Source organism: Armatimonadota bacterium, from assembly GCA_031459765.1.
In the GTDB taxonomy this organism is placed as follows: domain Bacteria; phylum Sysuimicrobiota; class Sysuimicrobiia; order Sysuimicrobiales; family Kaftiobacteriaceae; genus Kaftiobacterium; species Kaftiobacterium secundum.
This window is the reverse complement of record JAVKHY010000006.1, coordinates 20049-42112: the sequence shown is the minus strand read 5'-3', so window position 1 is coordinate 42112 and position 22064 is coordinate 20049. Positions and strand designations below refer to the sequence as shown.

Annotated in this window: 23 protein-coding genes; 15 read left to right on the top strand and 8 right to left on the bottom strand. The window is 71.1% G+C overall.

Annotated elements, in window-relative coordinates; genetic code table 11:
• Positions 1-104: 104 nt before the first annotated feature.
• A complete protein-coding gene (locus QN141_08720) occupies positions 105-1469 on the top strand; it encodes a TrpB-like pyridoxal phosphate-dependent enzyme (GenBank protein ID MDR7558559.1) in 1365 nt (454 codons plus the stop codon).
• Here QN141_08720 and QN141_08715 read toward each other — a convergent pair.
• Both QN141_08715 and QN141_08710 read right to left on the bottom strand, forming a co-directional pair.
• Positions 1466-2125 (bottom strand): metal-dependent transcriptional regulator, encoded by a 660-nt coding sequence (locus tag QN141_08715; GenBank protein MDR7558558.1) that lies wholly within the window; start codon positions 2123-2125, stop codon positions 1466-1468. The two genes, QN141_08720 and QN141_08715, sit on opposite strands and share 4 nt — an antisense overlap.
• A complete protein-coding gene (locus QN141_08710) occupies positions 2122-2541 on the bottom strand; it encodes a Fur family transcriptional regulator (protein MDR7558557.1) in 420 nt (139 codons plus the stop codon). Before QN141_08710 ends, QN141_08715 begins: the two co-directional genes overlap by 4 nt.
• A gap of 238 nt (positions 2542-2779) precedes the next feature.
• Between QN141_08710 and QN141_08705 the strand changes: the two genes are divergently transcribed.
• The 14 genes from QN141_08705 (at position 2780) to QN141_08640 (ending at position 15842) form a co-directional block, all read left to right on the top strand.
• A complete protein-coding gene (locus QN141_08705) occupies positions 2780-3784 on the top strand; it encodes an iron ABC transporter substrate-binding protein (protein ID MDR7558556.1) in 1005 nt (334 codons plus the stop codon).
• Positions 3785-5413 carry an iron ABC transporter permease gene (locus QN141_08700; GenBank protein ID MDR7558555.1) on the top strand — a complete coding sequence of 543 codons (1629 nt, stop codon included), beginning with the start codon at positions 3785-3787 and terminating at the stop codon, positions 5411-5413.
• The gene (locus tag QN141_08695; GenBank protein ID MDR7558554.1) at positions 5406-6479 is read left to right on the top strand and encodes an ABC transporter ATP-binding protein; all 1074 of its coding nucleotides are present in this window, start codon (positions 5406-5408) and stop codon (positions 6477-6479) included. The genes QN141_08700 and QN141_08695 overlap by 8 nt, the downstream gene beginning before the upstream one ends.
• Positions 6476-7297, top strand: coding sequence for a Nif3-like dinuclear metal center hexameric protein (locus QN141_08690; protein MDR7558553.1), 822 nt, complete (start codon positions 6476-6478; stop codon positions 7295-7297). Before QN141_08695 ends, QN141_08690 begins: the two co-directional genes overlap by 4 nt.
• Positions 7298-7411: 114 nt before the next feature.
• Entirely contained in the window at positions 7412-8137 is a 726-nt protein-coding gene (gene lipB, locus QN141_08685) for a lipoyl(octanoyl) transferase LipB (GenBank protein ID MDR7558552.1), read from the top strand.
• Positions 8134-9279, top strand: coding sequence for a cystathionine gamma-synthase (locus tag QN141_08680; protein ID MDR7558551.1), 1146 nt, complete (start codon positions 8134-8136; stop codon positions 9277-9279). The genes lipB and QN141_08680 overlap by 4 nt, the downstream gene beginning before the upstream one ends.
• 11 nt (positions 9280-9290) lie before the next feature.
• Complete coding sequence (locus tag QN141_08675) at positions 9291-10937, top strand: cystathionine beta-synthase (GenBank protein MDR7558550.1); 1647 nt, start codon at positions 9291-9293, stop codon at positions 10935-10937.
• Positions 10937-11764, top strand: coding sequence for a hypothetical protein (locus QN141_08670; GenBank protein ID MDR7558549.1), 828 nt, complete (start codon positions 10937-10939; stop codon positions 11762-11764). The genes QN141_08675 and QN141_08670 overlap by 1 nt, the downstream gene beginning before the upstream one ends.
• 33 nt (positions 11765-11797) lie before the next feature.
• Positions 11798-13192, top strand: a complete 1395-nt coding sequence (locus QN141_08665) for a pyridoxal-phosphate dependent enzyme (protein MDR7558548.1) — start codon at positions 11798-11800, stop codon at positions 13190-13192.
• A complete protein-coding gene (locus QN141_08660) occupies positions 13189-13617 on the top strand; it encodes an Rrf2 family transcriptional regulator (GenBank protein ID MDR7558547.1) in 429 nt (142 codons plus the stop codon). Before QN141_08665 ends, QN141_08660 begins: the two co-directional genes overlap by 4 nt.
• 252 nt (positions 13618-13869) lie before the next feature.
• Entirely contained in the window at positions 13870-14508 is a 639-nt protein-coding gene (locus QN141_08655; protein ID MDR7558546.1) for a sigma-70 family RNA polymerase sigma factor, read from the top strand.
• Positions 14505-14780, top strand: coding sequence for a mycothiol system anti-sigma-R factor (rsrA, locus tag QN141_08650; GenBank protein MDR7558545.1), 276 nt, complete (start codon positions 14505-14507; stop codon positions 14778-14780). The genes QN141_08655 and rsrA overlap by 4 nt, the downstream gene beginning before the upstream one ends.
• A 74-nt stretch (positions 14781-14854) precedes the next feature.
• Entirely contained in the window at positions 14855-15499 is a 645-nt protein-coding gene (locus QN141_08645; GenBank protein MDR7558544.1) for a response regulator transcription factor, read from the top strand.
• Between the two features lie 7 nt (positions 15500-15506).
• Positions 15507-15842 (top strand): LytTR family DNA-binding domain-containing protein, encoded by a 336-nt coding sequence (locus QN141_08640; GenBank protein ID MDR7558543.1) that lies wholly within the window; start codon positions 15507-15509, stop codon positions 15840-15842.
• A gap of 12 nt (positions 15843-15854) precedes the next feature.
• Here QN141_08640 and QN141_08635 read toward each other — a convergent pair whose 3' ends face one another.
• The 6 genes from QN141_08635 to QN141_08610 all read right to left on the bottom strand — a co-directional run bounded on the left by QN141_08635 (position 15855) and on the right by QN141_08610 (position 21978).
• Positions 15855-16361: a hypothetical protein gene (locus QN141_08635; protein ID MDR7558542.1), complete on the bottom strand. Its 507-nt coding sequence runs from the start codon at positions 16359-16361 to the stop codon at positions 15855-15857.
• 46 nt (positions 16362-16407) lie between these two features.
• A complete protein-coding gene (locus QN141_08630; protein ID MDR7558541.1) occupies positions 16408-16626 on the bottom strand; it encodes a DUF2283 domain-containing protein in 219 nt (72 codons plus the stop codon).
• A 9-nt stretch (positions 16627-16635) separates the two neighbouring features.
• Positions 16636-16833 (bottom strand): hypothetical protein, encoded by a 198-nt coding sequence (locus QN141_08625; GenBank protein MDR7558540.1) that lies wholly within the window; start codon positions 16831-16833, stop codon positions 16636-16638.
• A gap of 62 nt (positions 16834-16895) precedes the next feature.
• A complete protein-coding gene (locus QN141_08620) occupies positions 16896-20036 on the bottom strand; it encodes a BTAD domain-containing putative transcriptional regulator (protein MDR7558539.1) in 3141 nt (1046 codons plus the stop codon).
• 110 nt (positions 20037-20146) lie between these two features.
• A complete protein-coding gene (locus tag QN141_08615; protein ID MDR7558538.1) occupies positions 20147-21547 on the bottom strand; it encodes an FAD-dependent oxidoreductase in 1401 nt (466 codons plus the stop codon).
• Positions 21544-21978, bottom strand: a complete 435-nt coding sequence (locus QN141_08610) for a CBS domain-containing protein (GenBank protein ID MDR7558537.1) — start codon at positions 21976-21978, stop codon at positions 21544-21546. The genes QN141_08615 and QN141_08610 overlap by 4 nt, the downstream gene beginning before the upstream one ends.
• Between the last annotated feature and the right edge of the window lie 86 nt (positions 21979-22064).

Here is a 22064-nt window from a genome sequence, read left to right as displayed (position 1 = left end):
TTCCGGGTCCGGCGGCGCCGCGGCGGGCAGGAAGCGCTCCGCCGCGGACGAAAACTGTTCGCTCAATCGCGGTCTCTTCATCCCGTGCTCTGGAGGCGCAGCCCATGGCCGATACGGTCAAGTACGTGCTGGACGAGTCCAGGATCCCCAAGGCCTGGTACAACATCGCCGCCGATCTCCCCGTGCCGCCGCCGCCGGTGATCCATCCCGGCACGAAGCAGCCCATCGGTCCCGACGACCTGGCGCCGCTGTTCCCCATGGAACTGATCCGCCAGGAGGTGAGCACGGAGCGGGAGATCCCCATCCCCGAGCCGGTGCGCGAGATCTACAGGCTGTGGCGGCCCACGCCGCTGTACCGCGCGCGGCGCCTGGAGCGCGCCCTGGACACCCCGGCGCGGATCTACTACAAGTACGAGGGCGTCAGCCCCGCCGGCAGCCACAAGCCCAACACCGCCGTGGCCCAGGCCTTCTACAACAAGCAGGCCGGCGTGCGCCGGCTGACCACGGAGACCGGGGCGGGGCAGTGGGGCAGCGCCCTGGCCCTGGCCTGCCGGCTGTTCGGCCTGGAGTGCACCGTCTACATGGTGAAGGTCAGTTACGAGCAGAAACCCTACCGCAGGGTGATGATGCAGACCTGGGGCGCGGAGGTCATCCCCAGCCCCAGCGAGCGCACGCACGCCGGGCGGGGCATCCTGGCCAGGGATCCCGACTCGCCGGGCAGCCTGGGCATCGCCATCAGCGAGGCGGTGGAGGACGCCGCGACGCACGACGACACGAAGTATTCCCTGGGCAGCGTGCTCAACCACGTCCTGATGCACCAGACAGTCATCGGGCTGGAGGCGAAGGAGCAGATGGCGATGGCCGGGGACGCGCCCGACGTCGTCATCGGCTGCGTCGGCGGCGGGAGCAACATGTCCGGGCTGACCTTCCCCTTCCTCGCCGACAGGTTCAAGGGCAGGCCCGTGCGCGTCGTGGCCGTGGAGCCGGAAGCCTGCCCCACGCTGACCCGCGGGGCGTACCTGTACGACTTCGGCGACACCGCCGCGACCACGCCGCTGCTCAAGATGTACACGCTGGGCCACGGCTTCGTCCCTCCCGCCATCCACGCCGGCGGACTGCGCTACCACGGCGACGCGCCGCTGCTGTGCCTGCTGTACCACCACGGGTACGTGGAGGCCGTGGCCTACCACCAGCGGCCGGTCTTCGAGGCCGCGGTGCAGTTCGCCCGCGCCGAAGGGATCGTGCCGGCGCCGGAGTCGGCCCACGCCGTGCGCAAGGCCATCGACGAGGCCCTGGAGGCCAGAGAGGAAGGCCGGGCCCGCACGATCCTGTTCAACCTGAGCGGCCACGGGCATTTCGACCTGGGTGCCTATGACGCCTACCTGGCGGGCAAACTGGAGGACTACGCCTACCCCGAGGCGCAGGTGAAGGCGGCGATGCGGGAGCTGGCCGGGATCCAGCCCGGCTAGGCGCGCACGCGGATGCGGGCGGCCACCTCGCGGCTGATGGCGCGGGTGGCGTCGCCGACCCGGAGGGTGAGCGGGCCGTTGAAGGGTGCCGCCTCTTCGACCGTCACCGTCGCCTCCGGGACGAGGCCCGCGCCGGCGAGGTAGGTGAGCAGCGCGGTGTCTTCCTCCGGAACCGAGGCGACGGTCGCGGTCTGTCCCGCGCCCACCTCGCTCAGCGGGCGCGTCGGCACCACGGTGGTCGCCTCTCCCGGGATGGGCAACCCGTGCGGGCAGGTGGCCGGGTGGCCCAACACCGCGGCCAGCCTTTCCTCCACCTCGGCGCTGATGACGTGCTCCATCTTGCAGGCCTCGTCGTAGACCTTGGGCAGGTCCAGCTTGAGCACGTCGGTGAGCAGCCGCTCGGCGAGGCGCAGCCGCCGGACCACCGTCGTCGCCTTCTCCTGGCCCGCGGCGGTGAGGTCGAAGCCCTCGTCCGCCCCGCGGACGTAGCCCTGCTGCTCCAGCCGGCGGAGCATCTCCGAGGCCGACGGCGCGGAGACCCCCATGAACTCCGCGACCTTGGTCACGGTGGCCGGGGGCGCGGCCTGCTGGAGGGTGAGGACCGCCTTCAGGTACATCTCCATGCGCTCGGTTCTGGCGATGTCGTGGGTGGTCATGCCCGGCACTCCCGGCAGAGGCCGCGGAAGACGACGTCCTGCTCGGTGATGACGAACCCCTGGCGTTGATCCGGCGGAAGCTCCACGAAATCCACCACGGCGAAGACGTCTTTGATCTTCCCGCAGCGCGTGCAGACCAGATGGTGGTGGCGCCTGGGGTTGACGCAGAAGCGCCTGCTGCCCGTGCCCAGGTCCAGGGAGCGGATCGCCTTCATCTCTTCGAGTTCGCCGAGGATGGCATACACCGTGCGCAGGGACAGCGACGGCATCTGCCGCGTGGCCCGGATGTGGATGGCTTCGGCGGACGGGTGGTCGGCTCCCATCTCCTGGACCAGCCGGAACACCAGGGCCCGCTGGGGGGTCACCCGCAGTCCCCGCCGGCGCAGCGCCGACTCGATCTCCACGCTCGTTGTCATCGATCCCGGCTTGCTAGCAACGATTGTTGACTTGTCAGGTCAACTTCTCAGAAGCCGCATCAGCGGCGCCGATCGAAGCCGTCCCGCCGCCGCCTCGGTTCCTCTGAGGAGGGTCGATCGGGCGGCAATAGGATTGACCCAACTCCGGGATTAGGATAGCCTAACCGCGCCACAGGGGCAAGGCGCGGCTCCGGGCGCCGGTCGAATCGTCCGGGCCTGCGAACGCAGGAGGAACAGGATGCGTCGGGTGTGGGTTCTTGTCGCCGTCGTGCTGGTGGTCCTGGCCGCCGGCGGGATCGGACCCGCCGCCGGAGAGCCGGCCGCCCTCACCATCTACAGCGGCCGCAGCCGCGACCTCGTCGCGCCGCTCTTCGAGCGCTTCACCGCCTCCACCGGCATCCAGGTCAGGGTGCGGTACGGCGAGACGGCGGAGCTGGCGGCCACCATCCTGGAAGAAGGGGCAAACAGTCCCGCCGACGTCTACTTCGCCCAGGACGCCGGCGCCCTGGGGGCCCTGGCCTTTGCCGGGCGGCTGCGGGCGCTGCCGGAACAGATTCTGAGCCGGGTGGAGCCCCGCTTCCGGTCGGCCGACGGCAGGTGGGTGGGCGTCAGCGGGCGGGCGCGGGTGGTCGTCTACAACACCCGGCGCCTGAGGCCCGAAGAGCTTCCGGCGTCGATCGCGGAGTTTGCTCAGCCGAAGTGGCGGGGCCGGATCGGCTGGGCGCCGACCAACGGCTCCTTCCAGGCCCACGTCACGGCCATGCGCCTGCTGTGGGGGAACGAACGGACCCGGCGGTGGCTGCTGGGGATCAAGGCCAACGGCGCGCGCGCCTACCGCAACAACACGGCGATCGTCGCCGCCGTCGGAGCGGGGGAGATCGACGTCGGCTTCGTCAACCACTACTACCTCTTCGCCTTCCTGCGGGAGCGCGGCCCGGCGTTCCCGGCGCGGAACTACTTCTTCCCGGGGGCGGACGCCGGCAATCTGGTCAACGTGGCGGGGGTGGGCGTCGTGGACACCGCGCGCGCTCCGGCGGCGCAGCGCTTCGTGGAGTTTCTCCTCTCGCCCGAGGCGCAGCGGTACTTCGCCGGCGAGACCTTCGAATATCCCCTGGTGAGCGGCATCCCGGCCAACCCCCTCCTGCCGCCGCTGGCGCAGATCAGGACGCCTCAGGTGGACCTGAACCACCTGCAGGCGCTGGAGGAGACGTTGAAGCTCCTCCGGGAGACCGGTCTCCTGTAGATGGCGGTCACGCTGCCGCGGCCCGGCAGTATCGGGCGGCAGGCCGGGGCGCGCCGGCCTGCCGCTCCGCCCTTCCTCTGGATCCCCGCCGTGCTCGTGGCGGGCGCGGTGCTCCTGCCGGTCGCGTACCTGATCGTGCGGGCGGCCGGGGCGGATGAGGGCGTCCTGCCGCTGCTGCTGAGCCCGCGGACCTTTCGCCTGCTGCTCAACACGGTGCTCCTGGGCGCGGCCGTGGCGGCGACGGCGGTCGCGCTTGCCGTCCCGTTGGCCTGGCTCACCGTGCGCACCGACCTGCCGGGCGCATCCCTGTGGCGCGTGCTGACCGTCCTGCCTCTGGTCTTTCCCTCCTATGTGGGCGCCTTCGCCCTGATCACGGCCCTGGGACCCACCGGTCTGCTGCAGGTGATCCTGCACCGGCTGTGGGGGCTGGAGCGCCTGCCCGAGCTCTACGGGTTCCCCGGGGCGTGGCTGACGCTCAGCCTGTTCACCTACCCCTACGTCCTGCTCAGCGTCCGGGCGGGGCTGGCGGGCATCGATCCCGCGGTCGAGGAGGCCTCCCGCGTGCTGGGACGCAGTCCGTGGGCCACCTTCCGCCGGGTCACCCTCCCCCTGTTGCGGCCGTGGATCGGCGCCGGCGGGCTGCTGGTCGTCCTCTACGCCTTCAGCGACTTCGGCGCGGTCTCGATGATGCGCTTCGACTCCTTCACCACCGCGATCTACCTGCAGTATCAGGGCTCCTTCAACCGCAGCTACGCCGCGGTGCTGTCTTTGGTGTTGGTGGCGCTCACCGTCCTCGTCGTCTTCCTGGAAGGTCGGCGGGGTCGTGTCCGTTACCACCGGGTCGGGTCGGCGACGGCGCGGCTCCCGCGGCGCGTCAGGCTCGGTCGCTGGCGCTGGCCGGCCCTGGCGCTGCCGGCGGCGGTGGTCGCCGCCGGCGTGCTCCTGCCGGTGGCCGTGATCGCCTACTGGCTGGTCGTCGGATTGCGCCACGGCGAGACGATCCTGCTGAGCCTGCCTCCCCTGGTGAACTCGCTCTACGCCGCGCTGCTGGCGGCGCTGCTCACGGTGGCCGCCGCGATGCCGGTGGCCATCCTCTCCGTGCGGTTCCGGGGGCCGCTGCCGGCCGCCCTGGCCCGCCTGAGCTATGCGGGCTACGCCCTTCCCGGGATCGTGGTCGCCCTGGCGCTGGTATTTTTCGGCGCCCGCTACGCCGCGCCGCTGTACCAGACGCTGGCCCTGCTGGTCTTCGCCTACATGGTGCTGTTCCTGCCCCAGGCGCTCGGGCCGCTCCGCGCCGCGCTGCTCCAGGTGAGTCCGGCGCAGGAAGAGTCGGCGCGCACGCTGGGACGTACGGCGCGCCAGGTCGTCTGGAGCGTGACCATTCCCCTGGCCCGCCGGGGCGCGGTGGCGGCGGCGGGGCTGGTCTTCCTGACGACGATGAAGGAACTGCCGGCCACGCTGCTGCTCAGCCCCATCGGCTTCGAGACCCTGGCGATGCGGGTGTGGTCGGCGGCCACGGAGGCGCTCTTCGCCCGCGCCGCGGTCCCCGCGCTCCTGCTGGTGCTGGCCTCCTCTCTGTCGATGGGGGTGCTCCTGTCGCAGGAGGGGCTCCGGTGGCGCGATGAGTGACGCGATCCGCCTCCGCGGTCTGCACAAATCCTTCGGGGCGCTGCCCGTCCTCCGGGGCTTCGATCTCACGGTGCGGCGGGGAACAATCCTCTCCCTGCTGGGGCCCTCCGGCTGCGGCAAGACCACGGTGCTGCGGCTCGTCGCCGGCCTCGAGGTCCCGGACGCGGGCACGGTGGAGATCGACGGCCAGGTGGTGAGCGGGCCGGGGGTGATGGTGCCTCCCGAGCGCCGGCGGATCGGGATGGTGTTCCAGGAGTACGCGCTGTTCCCGCACCTGAACGTGGGACAGAATGTCGCCTACGGGCTCCCCGGGAGAAGCGCCGACCCCGGCCGCGTCGCCGCGCTGCTGGACCTCGTCGGACTGGCCGGGCTGCAGGACCGGATGGCCTACGAGCTCTCCGGAGGCCAGCAGCAGCGGGTCGCCCTGGCCCGGGCCCTGGCCCGCGACCCGCTGGTCGTCCTCCTGGACGAGCCCTTCAGCAACCTGGACGCCGACCTCCGGCAGCAGCTGCGGGAGGAGATGCGGGAGATTCTCCTGCGCACCCGCACCACCGCGGTCTTCGTCACCCACGACCAGGAGGAAGCGCTCCAGATCGGCGACGAAGTCGCGGTCATGCACCGGGGCGTGGTCGAGCAGGTCGGCACGCCGGAGGCGGTCTACCAGCAGCCGCGGACGCGGTTCATCGCCAACTTTTTGGGTCGGGCCGACTTCCTCCCCGCCACGGTGACCGCGCAGGGACTGCGCACGGAGGTCGGTCTGATCCCGCAGCGGCCGCCGCTGGCGGAGGGGACCGCCGTGGACCTCCTGGTGCGGGCCGACGATGTGGCGATCGCGCCGGGCGAGGGGGGCGTGGTGGTGTCGCGGATGTTCAGAGGGATGCAGCACCTCTACCGCGTCCGGCTGCCCTCGGGGCGCATCCTGCACAGCCTGCAGGACCACACCGTGCACTACCCGCCGGGCGCGACGGTGCGGGTGGCCATCGACCCGGGTCACCCGCTCGTCTGCTTCCCCAACGGCGAGGCCGTGCTGGCCGATGTCGTGCCGGCGGTCGACCCGCCGCGATGACCACCGACGAGATCATGAGCCTGGCCCTGGAGCTGGCGGGGATGGACCGCGTGCCCGAGGACTCCGCGGTCTTCGTTCCCGGCCGCAACATCCGCCGCGTGCTGTTCGGGGTGGACGTGGGCGCGGCGGAGATCGCCCTGGCCCGGGCCCTGGGCTTCGACCTCGTCATCGCCCACCATCCCACCGGGGTCTACATCGACGAGTGGAAGGTCCTCGCCCGCCACATCCAGTTCATGACCGCCTCCGGCGTCCCGGAGGAGGCGGCGCGGGAGGCGATCGCCGACCGCATCGAGGCGACGAAACTCCGCGGGCAGATCTCCAACGCCGACCACGTGCCGTCCACGGCGCGGCTGCTGGGGATGCCCTTCATGAACATCCACGCTCCTCTGGACGAGATCGGCCGACGGCGGATGCGCCGGCAGGTGGACGCGGTGCTGGCGGACGGCCGGGCCCGCGTGGCCGATGTAGTGGAGGCCCTCGCCGCGCTGCCGGAGATGCGCGCGGCGCCCACCACGGTGCAGCTGGTCCTGGGGCACCCCGACCATCCCGTCCGCACCGTGGTGGTCGCCCACGGCGCGCTGACCAACGGGGGCTATCCCGTGGCCCGCACCTGCTTCGCCCACGGCGTGGACGTCGTCGTCTACATCCACATCGACTACGCCGACCTGCAGCGGCTGCGGGCCGAGGGTCGGGGCAACCTGATCATCACCGGCCACCTGGCCGGCGACGCCGTGGGCTTCACCCCCTTCCTGGCCGCGCTGCGCCGGCGCGGCCTGGAGGTGACGACCTTCAGCGGGGTGATCGAGCCGCCGGCATGAGCTCCGGCCGCCTGCGGACCCTGACGCGGGGAAGTCACCTCCGCCGGCCTCCGGCGGCGATCGCCCGCCCGGGGCAGTCGGCCCGGGCGGGGCTCGCTGGTACAATGGGGGGTAATGGGACGGACCGGGTGGCTGCTGGATCTGGATCGGGGGCTGACGCCCTACGCCGAGGCGTGGGCGCTGCAGAAGCTGCTGGTGGCCGCGCGCCAGCGGGGGGCGATCTCCGACGGGCTGATCCTGCTGGAGCACGAACCCGTCTTCACCATCGGGCGGTCGACGAAGGCCGAGCACCTGCTCTTTCCGCGTGAGGCTCTGCGGGCGCAGGGGTTCGGCGTCTACGAGATCGAACGCGGCGGCAGCATTACCTACCACGGGCCGAGCCAGCTGGTGGGCTACCCGATCCTCGACCTGCGCGGGTACGGCGAGGACATCGTGGGCTTCATGCGGTCGCTGGAAGAGACGCTGCTGCGCACCCTGGCCGATTTCGGCATCGCCGCCGGCCGACTGCCGGGATACCCCGGGGTGTGGGTCGGCGGGGAGAAGATCGCCTCCGTCGGGGTGGCGGTGAAGCGCAGGGTGACGATGCACGGCTTCGCCCTGAACGTCGATCCCGACCTCGGCCACTTCGCCCTGATCAACCCCTGCGGCCTGGGCAAACCGGTCACGTCGATGGCCCGGCTGCTGGGCCGTCCCGTGGCCATGGCCGACGTCCGCGCCGCGTACGCCCGGCGCTTCGCGGAGGTGTACGACCTCGCGCTGGAGCCCGTCACGGTGGAGGCGCTGCGGGCCAGGGCGGCCGTCGAGCCGGCCGGCGCCGTCGGCGCGGGGTCGCCGCCATGACCCGACGCTTCGAGACCCGCGCCATCCACGACGGTCAGGCCCCCGATCCCGCCACCGGCGCCGTCATCCCGCCCATCTACCAGACCTCCACCTTCGCCCAGTCCGCCCCGGGCGAGCACCGAGGATACGAGTACGCCCGCACGGGGAATCCGACGCGCACCGCGCTGGAGACGGCCCTCGCCTCCCTGGAGGAAGGCAGTTACGGACTGGCCTTCGCCTCGGGGATGGCGGCGATCACCGCGGTGGCCTACCTGCTCAACCCCGGCGACCACGTCCTGCTGCCCGACGACGTCTACGGCGGGACGTACCGGCTGTTCGTGCGGGTGCTGCGGCGCTACGGCATCCAGTCGGCCTGTGTGGACATGACCGATCCGACGCAGGTCGAGGCGGCGTTCACGCCCCGCACCCGGATGGTGTTGATCGAGACCCCGACCAACCCGTATCTGAAGATTCTGGACCTGGCCCGCCTGGCCGACCTCGGCCACGGCCGGGACGCCCTGGTCGTGGTGGACAACACCTTCGCCTCGCCGTACTTCCAGCGCCCGCTGCGCTTCGGCGCCGACATCGTCGTCCATTCCACCACCAAGTACCTCGGCGGCCACAGCGACGTGGTGGGCGGCGCGGTGGTGACCTCGAGCAAGGAGATCTACGAGACGCTGAAGTTCCACCAGAACGCCGCCGGCGCCGTCCCGGGGCCCTTCGACTGCTGGCTGGTCCTGCGCGGGCTGCGCACGCTGGCCGTGCGGATGGAAGCCCACGCGCGAAACGCCATGCGCATTGCCGAGTTCCTCAGAAGCCACCGTGGCGTGTCGCGCGTGTGCTATCCGGGGTTGCCCGAGCACCCGGGGTATGAGATCGCCCGTCGACAGATGAGCGGATTCGGCGGGATGGTGTCGTTCATTGTGAAGGGAGGAGAGGCCGCGGCCCGGGCGGTGGCCGCCCGGGTCCGGGTCATCACCCTGGCCGAGAGCCTGGGGGGCGTGGAGTCGCTGCTGGACCATCCGGCCAGCATGACCCACGCCAGTCTGGCCGGCTCCCCGCTGCAGATCGATCCGGGGCTGCTGCGCCTCTCCGTCGGAATTGAGCACCCCGACGATCTCGTTGAGGACTTGCAGCAGGCGCTCGCTTCGGCCGCGTCCTGAACGGAGAAGCCATGGCCACCGTCTACCTTCCCACCCCGCTGCGCCGGCTGACCGGCGGACAGGCCAAGGTGGCCGTCCGCGCCGCCGATGTCGGCGAGGCGCTGGAGGCCCTGGAGCGGCAGTTTCCCGGGATCCGGCGCGAGCTGTGCGACGAGGCGGGCGGGGTGCGGGCCTTCATCAACGTCTTCGTCAACGGCGTCGAGATCCGGCAGCGGCAGGGCCTGGGCACGCCCCTGGAGGAGGGCGACGAGGTCTCGATCATCCCGGCCATGGCCGGCGGGGCGGAGGAGATCTGCGACACCATCCTGGAGGTCATCGGCCGCACACCGCTGGTCCGGCTGCACAAGGTGACGCGGGGTGTGCGGGCCGAGGTGGTGGCCAAACTCGAGTTCCTCAACCCCGGAGGATCGGTGAAGGACCGGATCGGCCCGGCGATGATCGAGGAGGCCGAACGCTCCGGCGCGCTGCGGCCGGGCGGCACGATCGTGGAGGCCACCTCGGGAAACACCGGCGTCGGCCTGGCCATCGCCGCCGCGGTCCGCGGCTACCGGACGATCTTCGTCATGCCGGACAAGATGTCGGAGGAGAAGATCCGCCTGCTGCGCGCCTTCGGCGCGCGGGTGGTGATCACGCCCACCGCGGTGGCGCCGGAGGATCCGCGCAGCTACTACAGCGTCAGCCGGCGCCTGGCGCAGGAAACGCCCAACGCCTTCTACGCGAACCAGTACGCCAATCCGGCCAACCCCCAGGCCCACTACCGGACCACGGGCCCGGAGATCTGGCGCCAGACCGGCGGCCGGATCGACCTCCTCGTCGTGGCCATGGGCACCGGCGGGACGATTTCCGGCGCCGGCCGCTACCTGAAGGAGCGGCAGCCGCGCCTGCGGGTGATCGGCGTCGACCCGGTCGGCTCGGTCTTCTACGAGTACTTCCGGACCGGCCGCCTGCCCGAACCCCACACCTACAAGGTGGAGGGGATCGGCGAAGACTTCCTCCCCCAGACCATGGATTTCTCGGTGCTGGACGACGTCGTCCAGGTGTCCGACCGGGAGGCGTTCCTCACCGCCCGCCGCCTGGTCCGGGAGGAGGGCATCTTCTGCGGCGGCAGCGGCGGCGCCGCGGTGGCCGGCGCGGTCAAGTATCTGCGGACGCTGCCCGAGACGGGCGCCGGCCTGCGCGCGGTGGTCATCCTGCCGGACTCCGGCTCGCGCTACCTCAGCAAGCTCTTCAGCGACGACTGGATGCGCGAGCACGGGTTCCTCGAGACGCCCGGGGTGGTGGGCGATCTCCTCCGGGGCCGGGAGGGCCGGCTGGTCACGGCCTCGCGGGGCGACGCGATGAACGACGTCATCGCCAAGATGAAGGCACACGACGTCTCGCAGCTGCCCGTGCTGGACGAGGGCAGGCTGGTGGGCATGATCTCCGAGGTGGACCTCCTCAACGCGCTGCTCCAGGGCGACCACCGGGGGGCCGATCCCATCGAGTCCATCGTCGATCCCGCGCCGCCGGTGGTCGACCCGCAGACGCCGGTGGACGCCCTGGCCGGGATCTTCCTCTCCGCCAACGCCGCGGTCGTCGTGGACCACGGCGCCGTGGTGGGGATCGTCACGAAGATCGACGTCATCGACTACCTGGCCAGGCAGGTCGGGCGGTCCTGATGGATCTGCGCGTCGCCGGCCGCGTGCTGCCCGACCTGCGCGTGGTGTCCCGGGCGCAGGTGGCCCTGCACGAGGACGCCGACCCGCTGCGGGTGGCGGGCCTGGCCGAGCGGCTGCGCCGCGACGGCATGCTGCGCAACCCGCCGGTGGCCGCGCTGCTCGGCGAGGACGGCTATGTGGTGCTCGACGGCGCCAACCGGGTCAGCGCCCTGGCCCGTCTGGACCTGCCCGCGGTGCCGCTCCAGGTGGTGAACTACGACGACCCGGCGGTCCGCCTGGAGGTGTGGCGCCATCTGATCCTGGACCCGATGGACCTGCCCCGGGCGCTGCGCGAGGCCGGCGTCCCGCTGGAGGCGGCCTCCCGCGAGGCGGCGGCGAAGGCGCTGCGGGACCGGCAGGCGGCCTGCTACCTCCTGACCAACGCCCACGCCTTCGTCGTGCCCCTCTCGCCGCAGCACCGGCTGGCCGATCTGCTGCGCCGGGTGGTGGCCGCCTACAAGGGCGCGGCGCGGATCTACCGCGTGCCGACGGAGGATTTCGATACCCTGGTGCGCAGCTACGGGGAGATCTCCGCCGTGGTGGTCTTTCCCCAGCTGGACAAGCAGGATATCGTGGCCATCGCCGCCTCGCCGGCGAAGTTGCCCACGGGCATCACGCGCCACCTGATCCCCGGCCGGGCGCTGCGGGTGAACATCCCGCTGGACCTTCTGGCCGAGGGGAAGGAGATCGACCGCGCCAACGCCCGCCTGCAGGAGCTCGTCCGCGCCCGCCTGCTCGACGGCCGCGTCCGCTACTACCCGGAAGGGGCCTTCCTGTTTGATGAGTGAGGTCCGCCGCCGCGCGTTTCCCTGATGGCCTCTGTGCTGGACTGCATCGGCAACACCCCGCTGATCCGCCTGCGGCGGCTGACCGCCGATCTGCCGCCCGCCGTGGAGGTCTACATCAAGGCGGAGTGGTTCAATCCCGGGGGGTCGGTGAAGGACCGGCCGGTGCGGGCGATCATCGAGGACGCGGAGCGGGACGGGCGGCTCCGGCCCGGCCGCATCATCCTGGATGCTTCCTCGGGCAACGCCGGGATCGCCTACGCCATGATCGGGGCGGCCAAGGGCTATCCGGTGCACCTGGTCGTGCCCGAGAACGTGAGCGCCGAGCGCAAGGCCATCCTGCGGGCCTACGGCGCCGAGGTGCGGTACTCGAACCCGCTCGAGGGCTCCGACGGGGCGATCCTCCTGGCGCGGGAACTGGCCCGCGCCGCGCCCGACCGCTACTTCTACGCCGACCAGTACAACAACCCCAGCAACGTCCGCGCCCACTACACCACCACGGGTCCGGAAGTCTACGCGCAGACGGGCGGACGGATCACGCACTTCGTGGCCGGATTGGGCACCAGCGGGACGATCATGGGCGCCGGACGGTACCTGCGCGAGCGAACCCCCGGCGTGACGATCGTCGCCGTGGAGCCGGACAGCGGCCTGCACGGGATCGAGGGGCTCAAACACATGGCCACGGCCATCGTCCCCGGCATCTACGATCCGGCGGGGCACGACCTCAAGGTGTCCGTCCCGACCGAAGCGGCCTACGCCATGGCCCGGCGGCTGGCGCGCGAGGAAGGCATCCTGGCGGGACAGTCCGCCGGGGCGGCCGCGGTCGGCGCGCTGGCCGTGGCCCACACCCTGGAGGCCGGCGTGGTGGTGGCGATCGGTCCCGACGGGGGGGACCGGTACCTCTCCACGGCGATGTGGGAGACCTCGCCGCAGTTTGCGTCGGACGACGGGTTCGTGACCGTGGAAGGGCGCCTGGGGGAGGGAACGTCGGTTTCTTTCCGGCGGCGGTTCTGCTATAAAAGGAGGGTAGACGCCGTCGTCCTGGCCGCCGGACACCTGGCGGCGGTGCTCTCCCAGGCGCTGGAGGAGGCGCCCCTGGAGTGCTGCGGGCTGCTCCTGGGGCACGGGCACCGGGTGGAGCGGGTCTTCCGGGGGACGAATATCGACCACAGCCCGGTGACCTACAACATGGATCCCCAGGAGCTGTACCGGGCGCACCGGCTGATGGAGGCCGAGGGGCTGGAGCTGACGGCGATCTATCACTCGCACCCGAGGACGAGGGCCTATCCGTCCAGCACCGACATCGCCAAGGCCACCTATCCCGACTCCTTCTACCTCATCGTCTCGTTGCAGGATCCCTCCTGTCCCGAGGTGCGGGTCTTCCGGATCGTCGAGGGCCGGGTCAGCGAAGGGACCGTGATCGTGGCATGAAGGTCAGCACGCGCGCGGAGTACGGTCTGCGGGCGCTGATCGACCTCGCCAACCACTACGGCGAGGGGCCGGTGCAGAGCCGCGACATCGCCGAGCGGCAGGGACTGCCGGAGCCCTACCTGAACCAGCTGATGACAACGCTGCGGCGGGCCGGTCTGGTGAGCAGCAAGCGCGGGCCCACGGGCGGCCACACCCTGGCCAGGCCGCCGGAACAGATCAGCCTGCACGAGGCCTTCGACGTCCTGGAGGGGTCCACCGCTCCCTGGTGGTGCGTGGAGACCAGCGAGCCGGACTGCGTCTACGCGGCCGGGTGCAGCCTGCGTCCGGTGTGGCACGCCATCAACGGCGCCGTGGCGCAGGTCCTCAAAGGAATCTCGCTCGCCGACGTCAGCGCCCGCGCGCGGCAACCCGCGGGCCGGGTCTGACGCCGCGGGGCCGGATCCGACGCCGCGGGGCCGGATCCGACGCCGCGCCCCGGCGGGCGCGCCTCCGTCCTGCACCGGAACGAAGGCCTCCGGACCGCAACGCCTGTCGGCGACCCTGATGTCGGGTACACTCGGCGACCCCGACGTAAGGTACACTGAGGGGGGACCAGGGTGTCGCGGCTGGTCTTGCTGGTTGCCCGTGACAGAAGACGGGAATGCGGGGGGACGCCCGGCCGTTGGACCGGGCGACCGATGGGAGCCGGGGTATTGGTCCACCAGCGCGAATATACGGCCGAGGACCGGGCGCGGTTCGAAGCCATGGTCAGCGAACATCTGGACGGCCTCTTTGGGGCCAGCCTGCGCCTGACCCGGAACCGCACGCGGGCGGAGGATCTGCTCCAGGAGACCTTCCTGCGGGCCTGGCGGTCCTTCCACACCTTCCGTCCGGGCACCAACGTTCGCGCCTGGCTGTACCGCATCCTCATGAACGCCTACATCGACGGCTACCGCAAGGGCGAGCGCGAGCCGGAGGTGGTGGACCAGGAAGATGTGGACGAGTTCTATCTCTACTCCAAGGTGCACGAGAGCGAGGATTTCCGTCGGGCCGGCAACCCCGAAGAGCTGCTCCTGAGCAGCCTGATGGATGCCGACGTCAAAGGGGCGCTGGACAGCCTGCCCGAGGCCTTCCGCAACGTGGTCATCCTGGCGGACATCGAGGGCTTCTCCTACCGGGAGATCGCGGAGATCCTGGGCATTCCCATCGGCACCGTGATGTCGCGCCTGCACCGCGGGCGCCGCCAGCTCCAGGTCAAGCTCTGGGAGTATGCACGCCGCGCCCGTTACGTCGGTGCCGGGCCGTCTCCGGCGAGCGGGACGGGTGGGACCCGATGAGCGAGATCGACTGTGAACAGGTACTGGAGCAGGTCTGGAGCTATCTGGACGGCGAGGTCTCCGAAGACGCCTACCTGGAGATCCGGGCCCACGTCGCCGAGTGCGAGGGGTGCGGTTCGAAGTACGAGTTCCAGCGCCGCCTGATGGCGCTGATCGAAGAGAAGTGTCGGGAAGGCCCCATGCCCCCCGAGTTGCGGCGGCGCCTCTTCCGTCTCCTCGAGGGAGAAGGGGCGTCCGAGGGCGCCATCCGACCACCAGTCCCGCCGGGCTAGCTCACCTCCGGTATTGCAGTTTCGGCCGCGGCCGCTATGATCGGCATCAGGCGGAGGGCAGAGGAGGTCTGGTTGTGTCTGCCATCCGCCTGCTCCTCGTCGATGACCACCGCCTGGTGGCGGAAACGCTGGCCGTCCTGCTGCGCTCCGACCCCGCCTTCGAGGTTGTGGGGCTGGCCGCCAGCGGCCCGGAAGCCCTGGCCCTGACCCGTCGTCTCCAGCCCTCGGTGGTGCTCATGGACATCGGGCTGCCCGGCATGGACGGTGTGGAAGCCACCTGGGCGCTGCGACGGCAGTTCCCGGCGATCCCCGTGCTGGTCCTGACGATGTTCCACCAGGAACCCTACGTCCTGGAGGCTTTGCGCGCCGGCGCCTCCGGCTACCTCCTCAAGACCGCTCCGGCCGCGCAGCTGGTGGAGGCCGTCCGCCGGGTGGCCTCCGGCCAGCGGGTGATCGATCCGGCCATCGCTCCCGCCGCCGTGCAGCGGGCCGCCGCGCCGCGGATCGCCTCCCGCGGACCGTTCCCCCTGTCCCGCCGGGAGATCGAGGTGGTCCAGCAGGTGGTGGCCGGACACTCGGTGCGCGACATCGCGCGGGAGCTGCACCTCAGCGCCCACACCGTGCGCAACCACCTCAAGTCGGCCTACCGCAAACTCGGCGTGCACAGCCAGGCCGAAGTCGCCGTGCACGCCCTGCGTCGCGGGATCGCCTGCGCCTGATGGCTCCATGGCCGCTCCGGCGCGGTTGCCCATCCACCTGGACGGCGAGATCCGGCTGCTGCCGCTGGAAGAGATCCTGTACTGCTATGCCGACGGCGGCCGCGTCCGCGTCGTCACCGAGCGGGATGAACTGCCCGTCCGCTGGACCCTGACCACCGTCGCGCGGCGCCTGGAGCCCGCCCCCTTCTTCCGCGCCCACCGCGCCTACCTGGTCAACCTGGAGCATGTGCGCAGCATCATCCCCTGGACGCGCAACGCCTACAGCCTGGCCCTCGACGGCCGGAAGGAGGTGCCCCTCAGCCGCCACCGCGTCAAGGCGCTGCGCCTGCTGCTGCGCTGGTAGGGAGGATCACCCCTACCTGACGATGAACAGGCCCTTCATCCCGGCGGCGTAGTGGCTCCCTCCGCCGGTAGGAAGGTGGCACCCGATCTCGAACCGCCCCTTCTTCACCGGCGTAAACGTGAGGGTCACCGTCTTCCCCGGTTCCACCGCCACTTCCGCCAGCCGCGTCCCGGAGACGACGAAGTCGTAGCGGCGGTGGACGATGATCTCGCCCATGCCCTGGAAATAGGTCCGCTCGAGCACGTACTCCCACCAGTCGCTGGTCAGTTTGTACGGTGTCTTCGGCGCCGGATAGACCATGAAGACATGGGACTGGATGCCCGTGTTCTCCAGGACGAGATCGACCGATACCCCCGCCGGAAGGGTGATGGTGGAGGGCGAGAACTTCCACTCGGACATCGTCATGACCACCCGCGACGAGGCGCCGAAGAGCAGCCCCGTGTGCGACGCGGAGGCCTGACCTGCGGACAGCACCACCAGCAGTCCCAGCATGATCGTGAAGTGACGCATGCGGATCATCTCGCTGCCTCCTCGTGTCTCAGCGCCGCCTGGTTGGCCGGGTCCGTCACTCCGCCGGCCAGAGGTCCTGCAGATCGATGGCGATCCGGCTCAGCCCCCTTCGTCCGATCCATCGCCGGGCGTTGAGGATTTCGATCGCCACCGGTTCCCCAGCCGGGTCGAGATTGACGATCACGCTCCGGGCGATCTCCCGGCTGCTCCTCACGGTCCCCTCCCTGAAGGTCAGACTCAGGGCGTCGGCCTGAGCATCGTAGGCCAGGCGCATCGTCGGCCGTCACGGGGCGACCGTCGTCGGTTTGCCTTCCTCGCCCGTGTAGACGACGAGGAACTTGAGCGGAACGGTCCCCCGATTGAGGGCGTTGTGCCCGATGTTCGCGACTTCCACCGCGGCCTCGGCGGCCCGCGCCCAGGCGACGCCTCCGATCGAGGCCGGGCTCAGGAGCAGGATCGACAGGCACGCGGCTCTCTTCACCAGGGCACACCCCCCGGAGCGGGTAGTGGGGTCCACTCTATCCGGGCGGCGTTATCCGGGGATTAACGGGTGGGCGGAACCGGAACGAGGTCGCGCAGAGCCAGGGTCTCGGAGGAGGGGGCGGCGTCGATGCCGGCGAGGGCCTGCGTGCAGGCCGCGAACGCCCGCAGCGCATCCGCACTGCGGCCGAGCGCCAGGGAGCAGCGCATCATGCCGCGGTACGCCTGCTCGGCGTACGGGTCGGCTTCGACGGCCGCCCGCCACCGGGTGAGGGCGTCTTCGTGGCGTCCCATCTGTTCCTCTTCTTCGGCGAGCAGCCTCAGCGCCTCGAGGAACTGTCGGACCAACCGCTCGCGGTGGACGTGGGCCCACTCCTCGTACGGATCGTCGGCGAACAGCGGTCCCCTGTAGAGGCTGACCGCCTCAATGAGCGCGCGGGTCCGTTCCGGCCCCGCGCCGGAGGCGCCCTTGGCGATGGCCGCGCGGAATCGATCGAGGTCGACATCGAGGCGGTCCCGCGCCACCGCCAGCGTCGATGCCGAACTGAGCACCAGCCGGGACGGTGCTCGGGCGGGCCGGTCCGGCTCGAGGACGCGGCGCAGATGGGCCAGCGCCACACGCAGCTGATTGGCCCCGCGCTGCGGGTCGGCGCCGGGCCACAGGTGCTCGATCACTTCCTCACGGTGCACAGGTCTGTCCTGAATAAGGAGGTACTGCAGCAGCCTCCGGGGCGCCGCCCGCGGCCAGTCGTTCTGGCCGAGCGGGATCCCGTCGCGGATCACGGTGAACGGGCCGAGGCAGCGGACGGTCAGCCGCGGCATGTTCGGGCGGGCCGGCGGGGCGGCGCGGGCGCGGATCGCCGGATCGTCCCGATAGGGGGCGAGGATTCCGGGAAAGACGCGCGCCAGGAGGAACTCCCAGCCCTCGGGGGTGAGCCCCCGCAGAGCGAGCAGCGCCTGCGCCCTCAAGGCGGTGCGGTCTCCGGCGGGGGCGAGTGCGGCGGCGTGGAGCAGGCTCAGCGCCTGCCAGTGGGGGGCGGAGGCCCTGGCGAAAGCCGCGGCCGCGTCCCGACACTGCTCGGAGGAACGCCCGGCGAGACCTGCGGCAAATAGTGCCTGGCCGTGGCGGACGACCCCGAACCGACTCCCTTGCGCGACCGCCTCCTCCGCGAGGCGCAGGGCTTCACCTGGAGCCGTCTCCGCCAGCAGAATGCTGAGGTCCACCGCGGCAAGAAAGCGCCAGAGACCGTAAGGCGTCGCGCCCTCTCCTGGGCCGAGCAGTTCCCGCAGGATCGCCTCCGCGCGGTCCCGCGCCCCCTGTCGCCCGGCGGCCTGGGCGGTCTTATGGGCCAGTTCGGCCTTCAGGACCAGGCAGGGGATCGTCGCCTGCAGCAGCCGGGCCTCGCCCAGGTGGCGTTCGGCCTCGTCCAGCCGGCCCAGGAACAGCAGCACTTCGGCCAGCTCGGTGTGCAGGTGGGCGGCTTCGTGCCACCAGTCGCGCGCCCGGGCGGAGGCGATGATCTCCTCGTAGACGCCCGCGGCCTCGGAGAACCTTCCGGTGGTCATGAGCAGGTCGGTCAGGGCCCGAGCGCACCAGATCTCGGTGTACGCGTCGCCGCTCGCGGCGGCCGCCTCCCGGCCTCCGCGGCAGCGTGCTTCGGCGCCCTGAAGATCTCCGGTCCACAGCGCGATCCGGCCCGCCGCGGCGTGGAGATGGGCGCGGGGGATCAGCGCGCCGTCCGGCAGTCGCGTTTCCAGTTCGGTGATCTGGGGGAGCAGTCGGGAGAGCAGGTCGATCTCGCCCTCCCAGGCGGCGGCATTGACCAGCCAGCGGACGGCCATGGTTTCTCCCTCGACATCGCCGGCGGCGCGAAGCACCTGGCGGGACTGCTGGAGCGACCGCACGGCCTGCCGGGGAGTCCCGGCGATGAGCTGGGCCAGTCCCCGGATGTAGTACAGACGCGGCGCCGCGTGCCAGAAGGGCTCGGGCAGCGCCGCCAGCCAGCGGCGGATGGTTTCCAGGTGTCCGCGGGAGACGATGTCGGTCCCGTTGGCGCTCAGCAGATGTGCCGCCCGCCGGGTTTCCCCAGCCGCCGCGAGGTGGGTCATCGCCTCGTGGACGTCGCCGGCGCGTTCCCACCAGGCGGCGGCGCGCCGATGGATGTCGCGGATCCACTCCTGGTCCTGCTCGGCTCCGACCTGCCGGAGGAACTCCTGGAAGAGGTGATGATACCGGTACCACAGGCGCTCCCTGTCCAGCGGAACGATGAACAGGTGGCTGCGTTCCAGATGATCGACGATCGTCCGGAGCTCGTCCGCCGGAGTGTCGAGGAGCGCCTCGACCAGGGGCACGCTGAACTGGGCGACGACGGCCGAGGCCAGCAGGAACCGCTGGACCGGGGGCGCCTGGCGCTCGTAGGCCTCCTGGGCCAGATAGTCGTAGATCTCGCGCGTCGATCCCGACAGGGTGCTCAAGGACTGGGCGACCGCCTGCGGACCGCGCGTGATCGCCGCGTGCAGCGCCAGCACGATCCCGGCCGGCCACCCCTCGGTCCGGGCGCCGATGAGGTGGAGCGAGGCCTCCGACAGCGGCAGCCCGTGCAGGCCGACGAGGAGGTCGCGCACCTCCTCCGCCGTGAACCGGAGATCTTCGGTCCCGATCTCCGCGAGGCGACCCTCGATCCGCCACCGGGCCAGCGGGAAGGCCGGTCTGCTCCGGGTGAGCAGCGCGAGGCGGGCGCGCGCCGGCAGCGTTTCGATCAGGCGGGTGATCGCCTCCGCGAGCTGCGGCGCGTCGAGCAGATGAAAGTCGTCGAGCACGATGACGACATCGGTCCGCAGGCGGTGGAGGCTGACGGAGAGCAGGTGGCTCGCCACCCGCCAGTCCGTGACATGGCCGAGACCGCCGACGGCCGCCGCGTGCGCCTGGCGCGGTAGGTAGGGCCGGAGTCCGTGCAGGAGGTGCGCGGCGAAGAGCGCTGGATCGCTGTCCCCCCGATCCAGCCGGTACCACACCGCCGGGCGGCCCTCGTCGGCGAGATAGGCCGCGACCAGCGTGCTCTTCCCAAATCCCGCATCGGCGGCGATGATCGTGGCCGGCCGGTGTAGCGCTTCATCGAGCCGCCGCGTCAGGCGGGCGCGATGAAGCGTCTTGGGTTGCGCGAGTGGGATCTGCAGTTTGGCCGGCAGGATTGTCGGATCCACGCCCCGCGGCCCCCGAAACGACGTGCCGCTAGGGTTCTTCCCTTGCCAACGCGGTTCCTTTCGTGGTTCCTGTGCTGTTCCTCTGCGGTTCTGCTGGTCTTCGGCGGGGCCTACGTCCGGCCCAGGGCGGCGAGCATCTCCTCGATGCGGGTGAACTTAACGCGGGGGCGGCCGGCCGCCCGGCCCCGGGCCACCTCGATCTCGTTCAGCTTCCGCCAGTCCGCGTAGGAGAAGGCGTAGGGCTGCCGCTCCCGGACCAGCGCGTCTATGGCCTCCGGCTCGGGATGGTCGGGGGCCAGCATGCGGCCCTGATCCAGGTCGGCCTGCATGTTGGCCGCGGTCTCGGCGGCATCCGGCTTGTTGGTGCCGATCACGCCCGTCGCCCCGCGCTTGATCCACCCCGCGGTGTAGAGTCCGACCAGGGGGTCCTGCGTGTCGGGATCCAGCACGCGTCCCTTGTCGTTGAGGATGACCGCCCACTTGTCGTTGAAGGGGATGCCGGGGAGGGGGACCCCGCGGTAGCCCACGGAGCGGAAGACCAGCCCCGCGGGAAGCGTCTCCGTCTCCCCCGTGGGTTTCGCCACCAGCGTGCCGGCCGGGGTGGCTTCCAACCGGTTGCGGACCAGGTGCATCTCCCGCACGTGGCCGTCGGATCCGACCAGCGCCGTGGGCGAGACCAGAAAGCGGAGCACCAGTCGGCGGGGTTTGCCGCGGCTGGGCCGGGCGGCGAGGGCCTGGAGGATCTCCACCTTCTTCATCGTGGTGTAATCCCGGGTGCGCTCGACGGCGGCTCTGCTCAGCTCGTCGAGGGCCACTTCCTCCGGACGGGCCGTGGCGTCGGCGTTGGGAAGCTCGGTGAGCTCCTGGATCTCGGGATTGGTGAAGGCGGCCTGGGCCGGCCCGCGCCGGCCGAGCATGTGCACTTCCTTGATCCGGCTCTCGCGCAGCGCCTCGAGCGCGTAGTCGGCGATGTCGGTCCGGGCCAGTTCGTCGGCCGAGCGCAGCAGGATCCGGGCCACGTCCACGGCCACGTTGCCGATGCCTACCACGGCGGCGACCTCCTGGGAGAGGTCGAAGCGGTAGTCGGTGTAGTCCGGATGGCCGTTGTACCAGGCCACGAACTCCGTGGCCGGATAGCTGCCGGCGAGGTCTTCTCCGGGGATGCCCAGGCGGCGGTCGGTCTGGGCGCCGGTGCAGAAGACGATCTGGTGGTAGTGGCGGGTCAGGTCTTCGAGGGTGAGGTGTTTCCCGTACTCCACGTTGCCGAAGAAGCGGAAGCGGGGATGCGAGGCCGTCCGGTCGTAGACGGCGGTGACCGATTTGATCTTCTGGTGGTCCGGCGCCACCCCGTAGCGGACCAGGCCGTAGGGCGTGGGCAGGCGGTCGAAGACGTCCACCGAGGCGATCCGGTCCTTCCGGCTGAGGAGCTGCTCCGCGGCGTAGAATCCCGTGGGCCCGGCGCCGATGATCGCCACGCGGACCGGATGATCCTCGGTGCCCGGCACCCTCATGGATGCTCCGGGGTCACGCGCGCTTCCAGGATGTCGATCTCGCCCTCGTATGCGTCGCGCTGCGCCTTCACGAGATCCCCGATAGAAACGATACCCACCAGGCGGTCTCCCATGACCACCGGCAGGTGCCGGATCCGCCGCTCGGTCATGGTATGGGCCACGACCCGCAGGTCGTCCTCCGGCGAGGCGACGATGAGCTCGCGGGTCATCAACTGCCGCACCGGCCGGCCGAAGAGCTGCTCGTCGGCAACGGCGGCGCGGACGATGTCCCGTTCCGAGATGATCCCCACCGGCCGGCCCTCCCGATCGACCACCACCAGCGCGCCGACGTTGTGCGCGGCGAGGAGCGCCAGGGCCTCGCGCACCGTCTGGTCCGGACCGACCGTGTAGACCTGGCCGCCTTTTTGCGCCAGCACGTGCCGGATGTTCATGGCCCGCCCTCCCCCCGCGATCCTCCCTGATGATAGCGCATGACACCGCCCTCGGGCGGTGTCGGTCGTCAACTGCCGGCCCGGGC

Excerpts from the sequence above, each read along its gene's own strand:
- QN141_08710 (MDR7558557.1), bottom strand. The coding sequence starts at position 2,541 with ATGACAACGAGCGTGGAGATCGAGTCGGCGCTGCGCCGGCGGGGACTG.
- lipB (MDR7558552.1), top strand. The coding sequence starts at position 7,412 with ATGGGACGGACCGGGTGGCTGCTGGATCTGGATCGGGGGCTGACGCCC.
- QN141_08705 (MDR7558556.1), top strand. The coding sequence starts at position 2,780 with ATGCGTCGGGTGTGGGTTCTTGTCGCCGTCGTGCTGGTGGTCCTGGCC.
- QN141_08720 (MDR7558559.1), top strand. The coding sequence starts at position 105 with ATGGCCGATACGGTCAAGTACGTGCTGGACGAGTCCAGGATCCCCAAG.
- QN141_08635 (MDR7558542.1), bottom strand. The coding sequence starts at position 16,361 with ATGATCCGCATGCGTCACTTCACGATCATGCTGGGACTGCTGGTGGTG.
- QN141_08660 (MDR7558547.1), top strand. The coding sequence starts at position 13,189 with ATGAAGGTCAGCACGCGCGCGGAGTACGGTCTGCGGGCGCTGATCGAC.
- QN141_08655 (MDR7558546.1), top strand. The coding sequence starts at position 13,870 with ATGGGAGCCGGGGTATTGGTCCACCAGCGCGAATATACGGCCGAGGAC.
- rsrA (MDR7558545.1), top strand. The coding sequence starts at position 14,505 with ATGAGCGAGATCGACTGTGAACAGGTACTGGAGCAGGTCTGGAGCTAT.
- QN141_08670 (MDR7558549.1), top strand. The coding sequence starts at position 10,937 with ATGGATCTGCGCGTCGCCGGCCGCGTGCTGCCCGACCTGCGCGTGGTG.
- QN141_08610 (MDR7558537.1), bottom strand. The coding sequence starts at position 21,978 with ATGAACATCCGGCACGTGCTGGCGCAAAAAGGCGGCCAGGTCTACACG.
- QN141_08615 (MDR7558538.1), bottom strand. The coding sequence starts at position 21,547 with ATGAGGGTGCCGGGCACCGAGGATCATCCGGTCCGCGTGGCGATCATC.
- QN141_08690 (MDR7558553.1), top strand. The coding sequence starts at position 6,476 with ATGACCACCGACGAGATCATGAGCCTGGCCCTGGAGCTGGCGGGGATG.
- QN141_08695 (MDR7558554.1), top strand. The coding sequence starts at position 5,406 with ATGAGTGACGCGATCCGCCTCCGCGGTCTGCACAAATCCTTCGGGGCG.
- QN141_08700 (MDR7558555.1), top strand. The coding sequence starts at position 3,785 with ATGGCGGTCACGCTGCCGCGGCCCGGCAGTATCGGGCGGCAGGCCGGG.
- QN141_08715 (MDR7558558.1), bottom strand. The coding sequence starts at position 2,125 with ATGACCACCCACGACATCGCCAGAACCGAGCGCATGGAGATGTACCTG.
- QN141_08675 (MDR7558550.1), top strand. The coding sequence starts at position 9,291 with ATGGCCACCGTCTACCTTCCCACCCCGCTGCGCCGGCTGACCGGCGGA.
- QN141_08640 (MDR7558543.1), top strand. The coding sequence starts at position 15,507 with ATGGCCGCTCCGGCGCGGTTGCCCATCCACCTGGACGGCGAGATCCGG.
- QN141_08680 (MDR7558551.1), top strand. The coding sequence starts at position 8,134 with ATGACCCGACGCTTCGAGACCCGCGCCATCCACGACGGTCAGGCCCCC.
- QN141_08630 (MDR7558541.1), bottom strand. The coding sequence starts at position 16,626 with ATGCGCCTGGCCTACGATGCTCAGGCCGACGCCCTGAGTCTGACCTTC.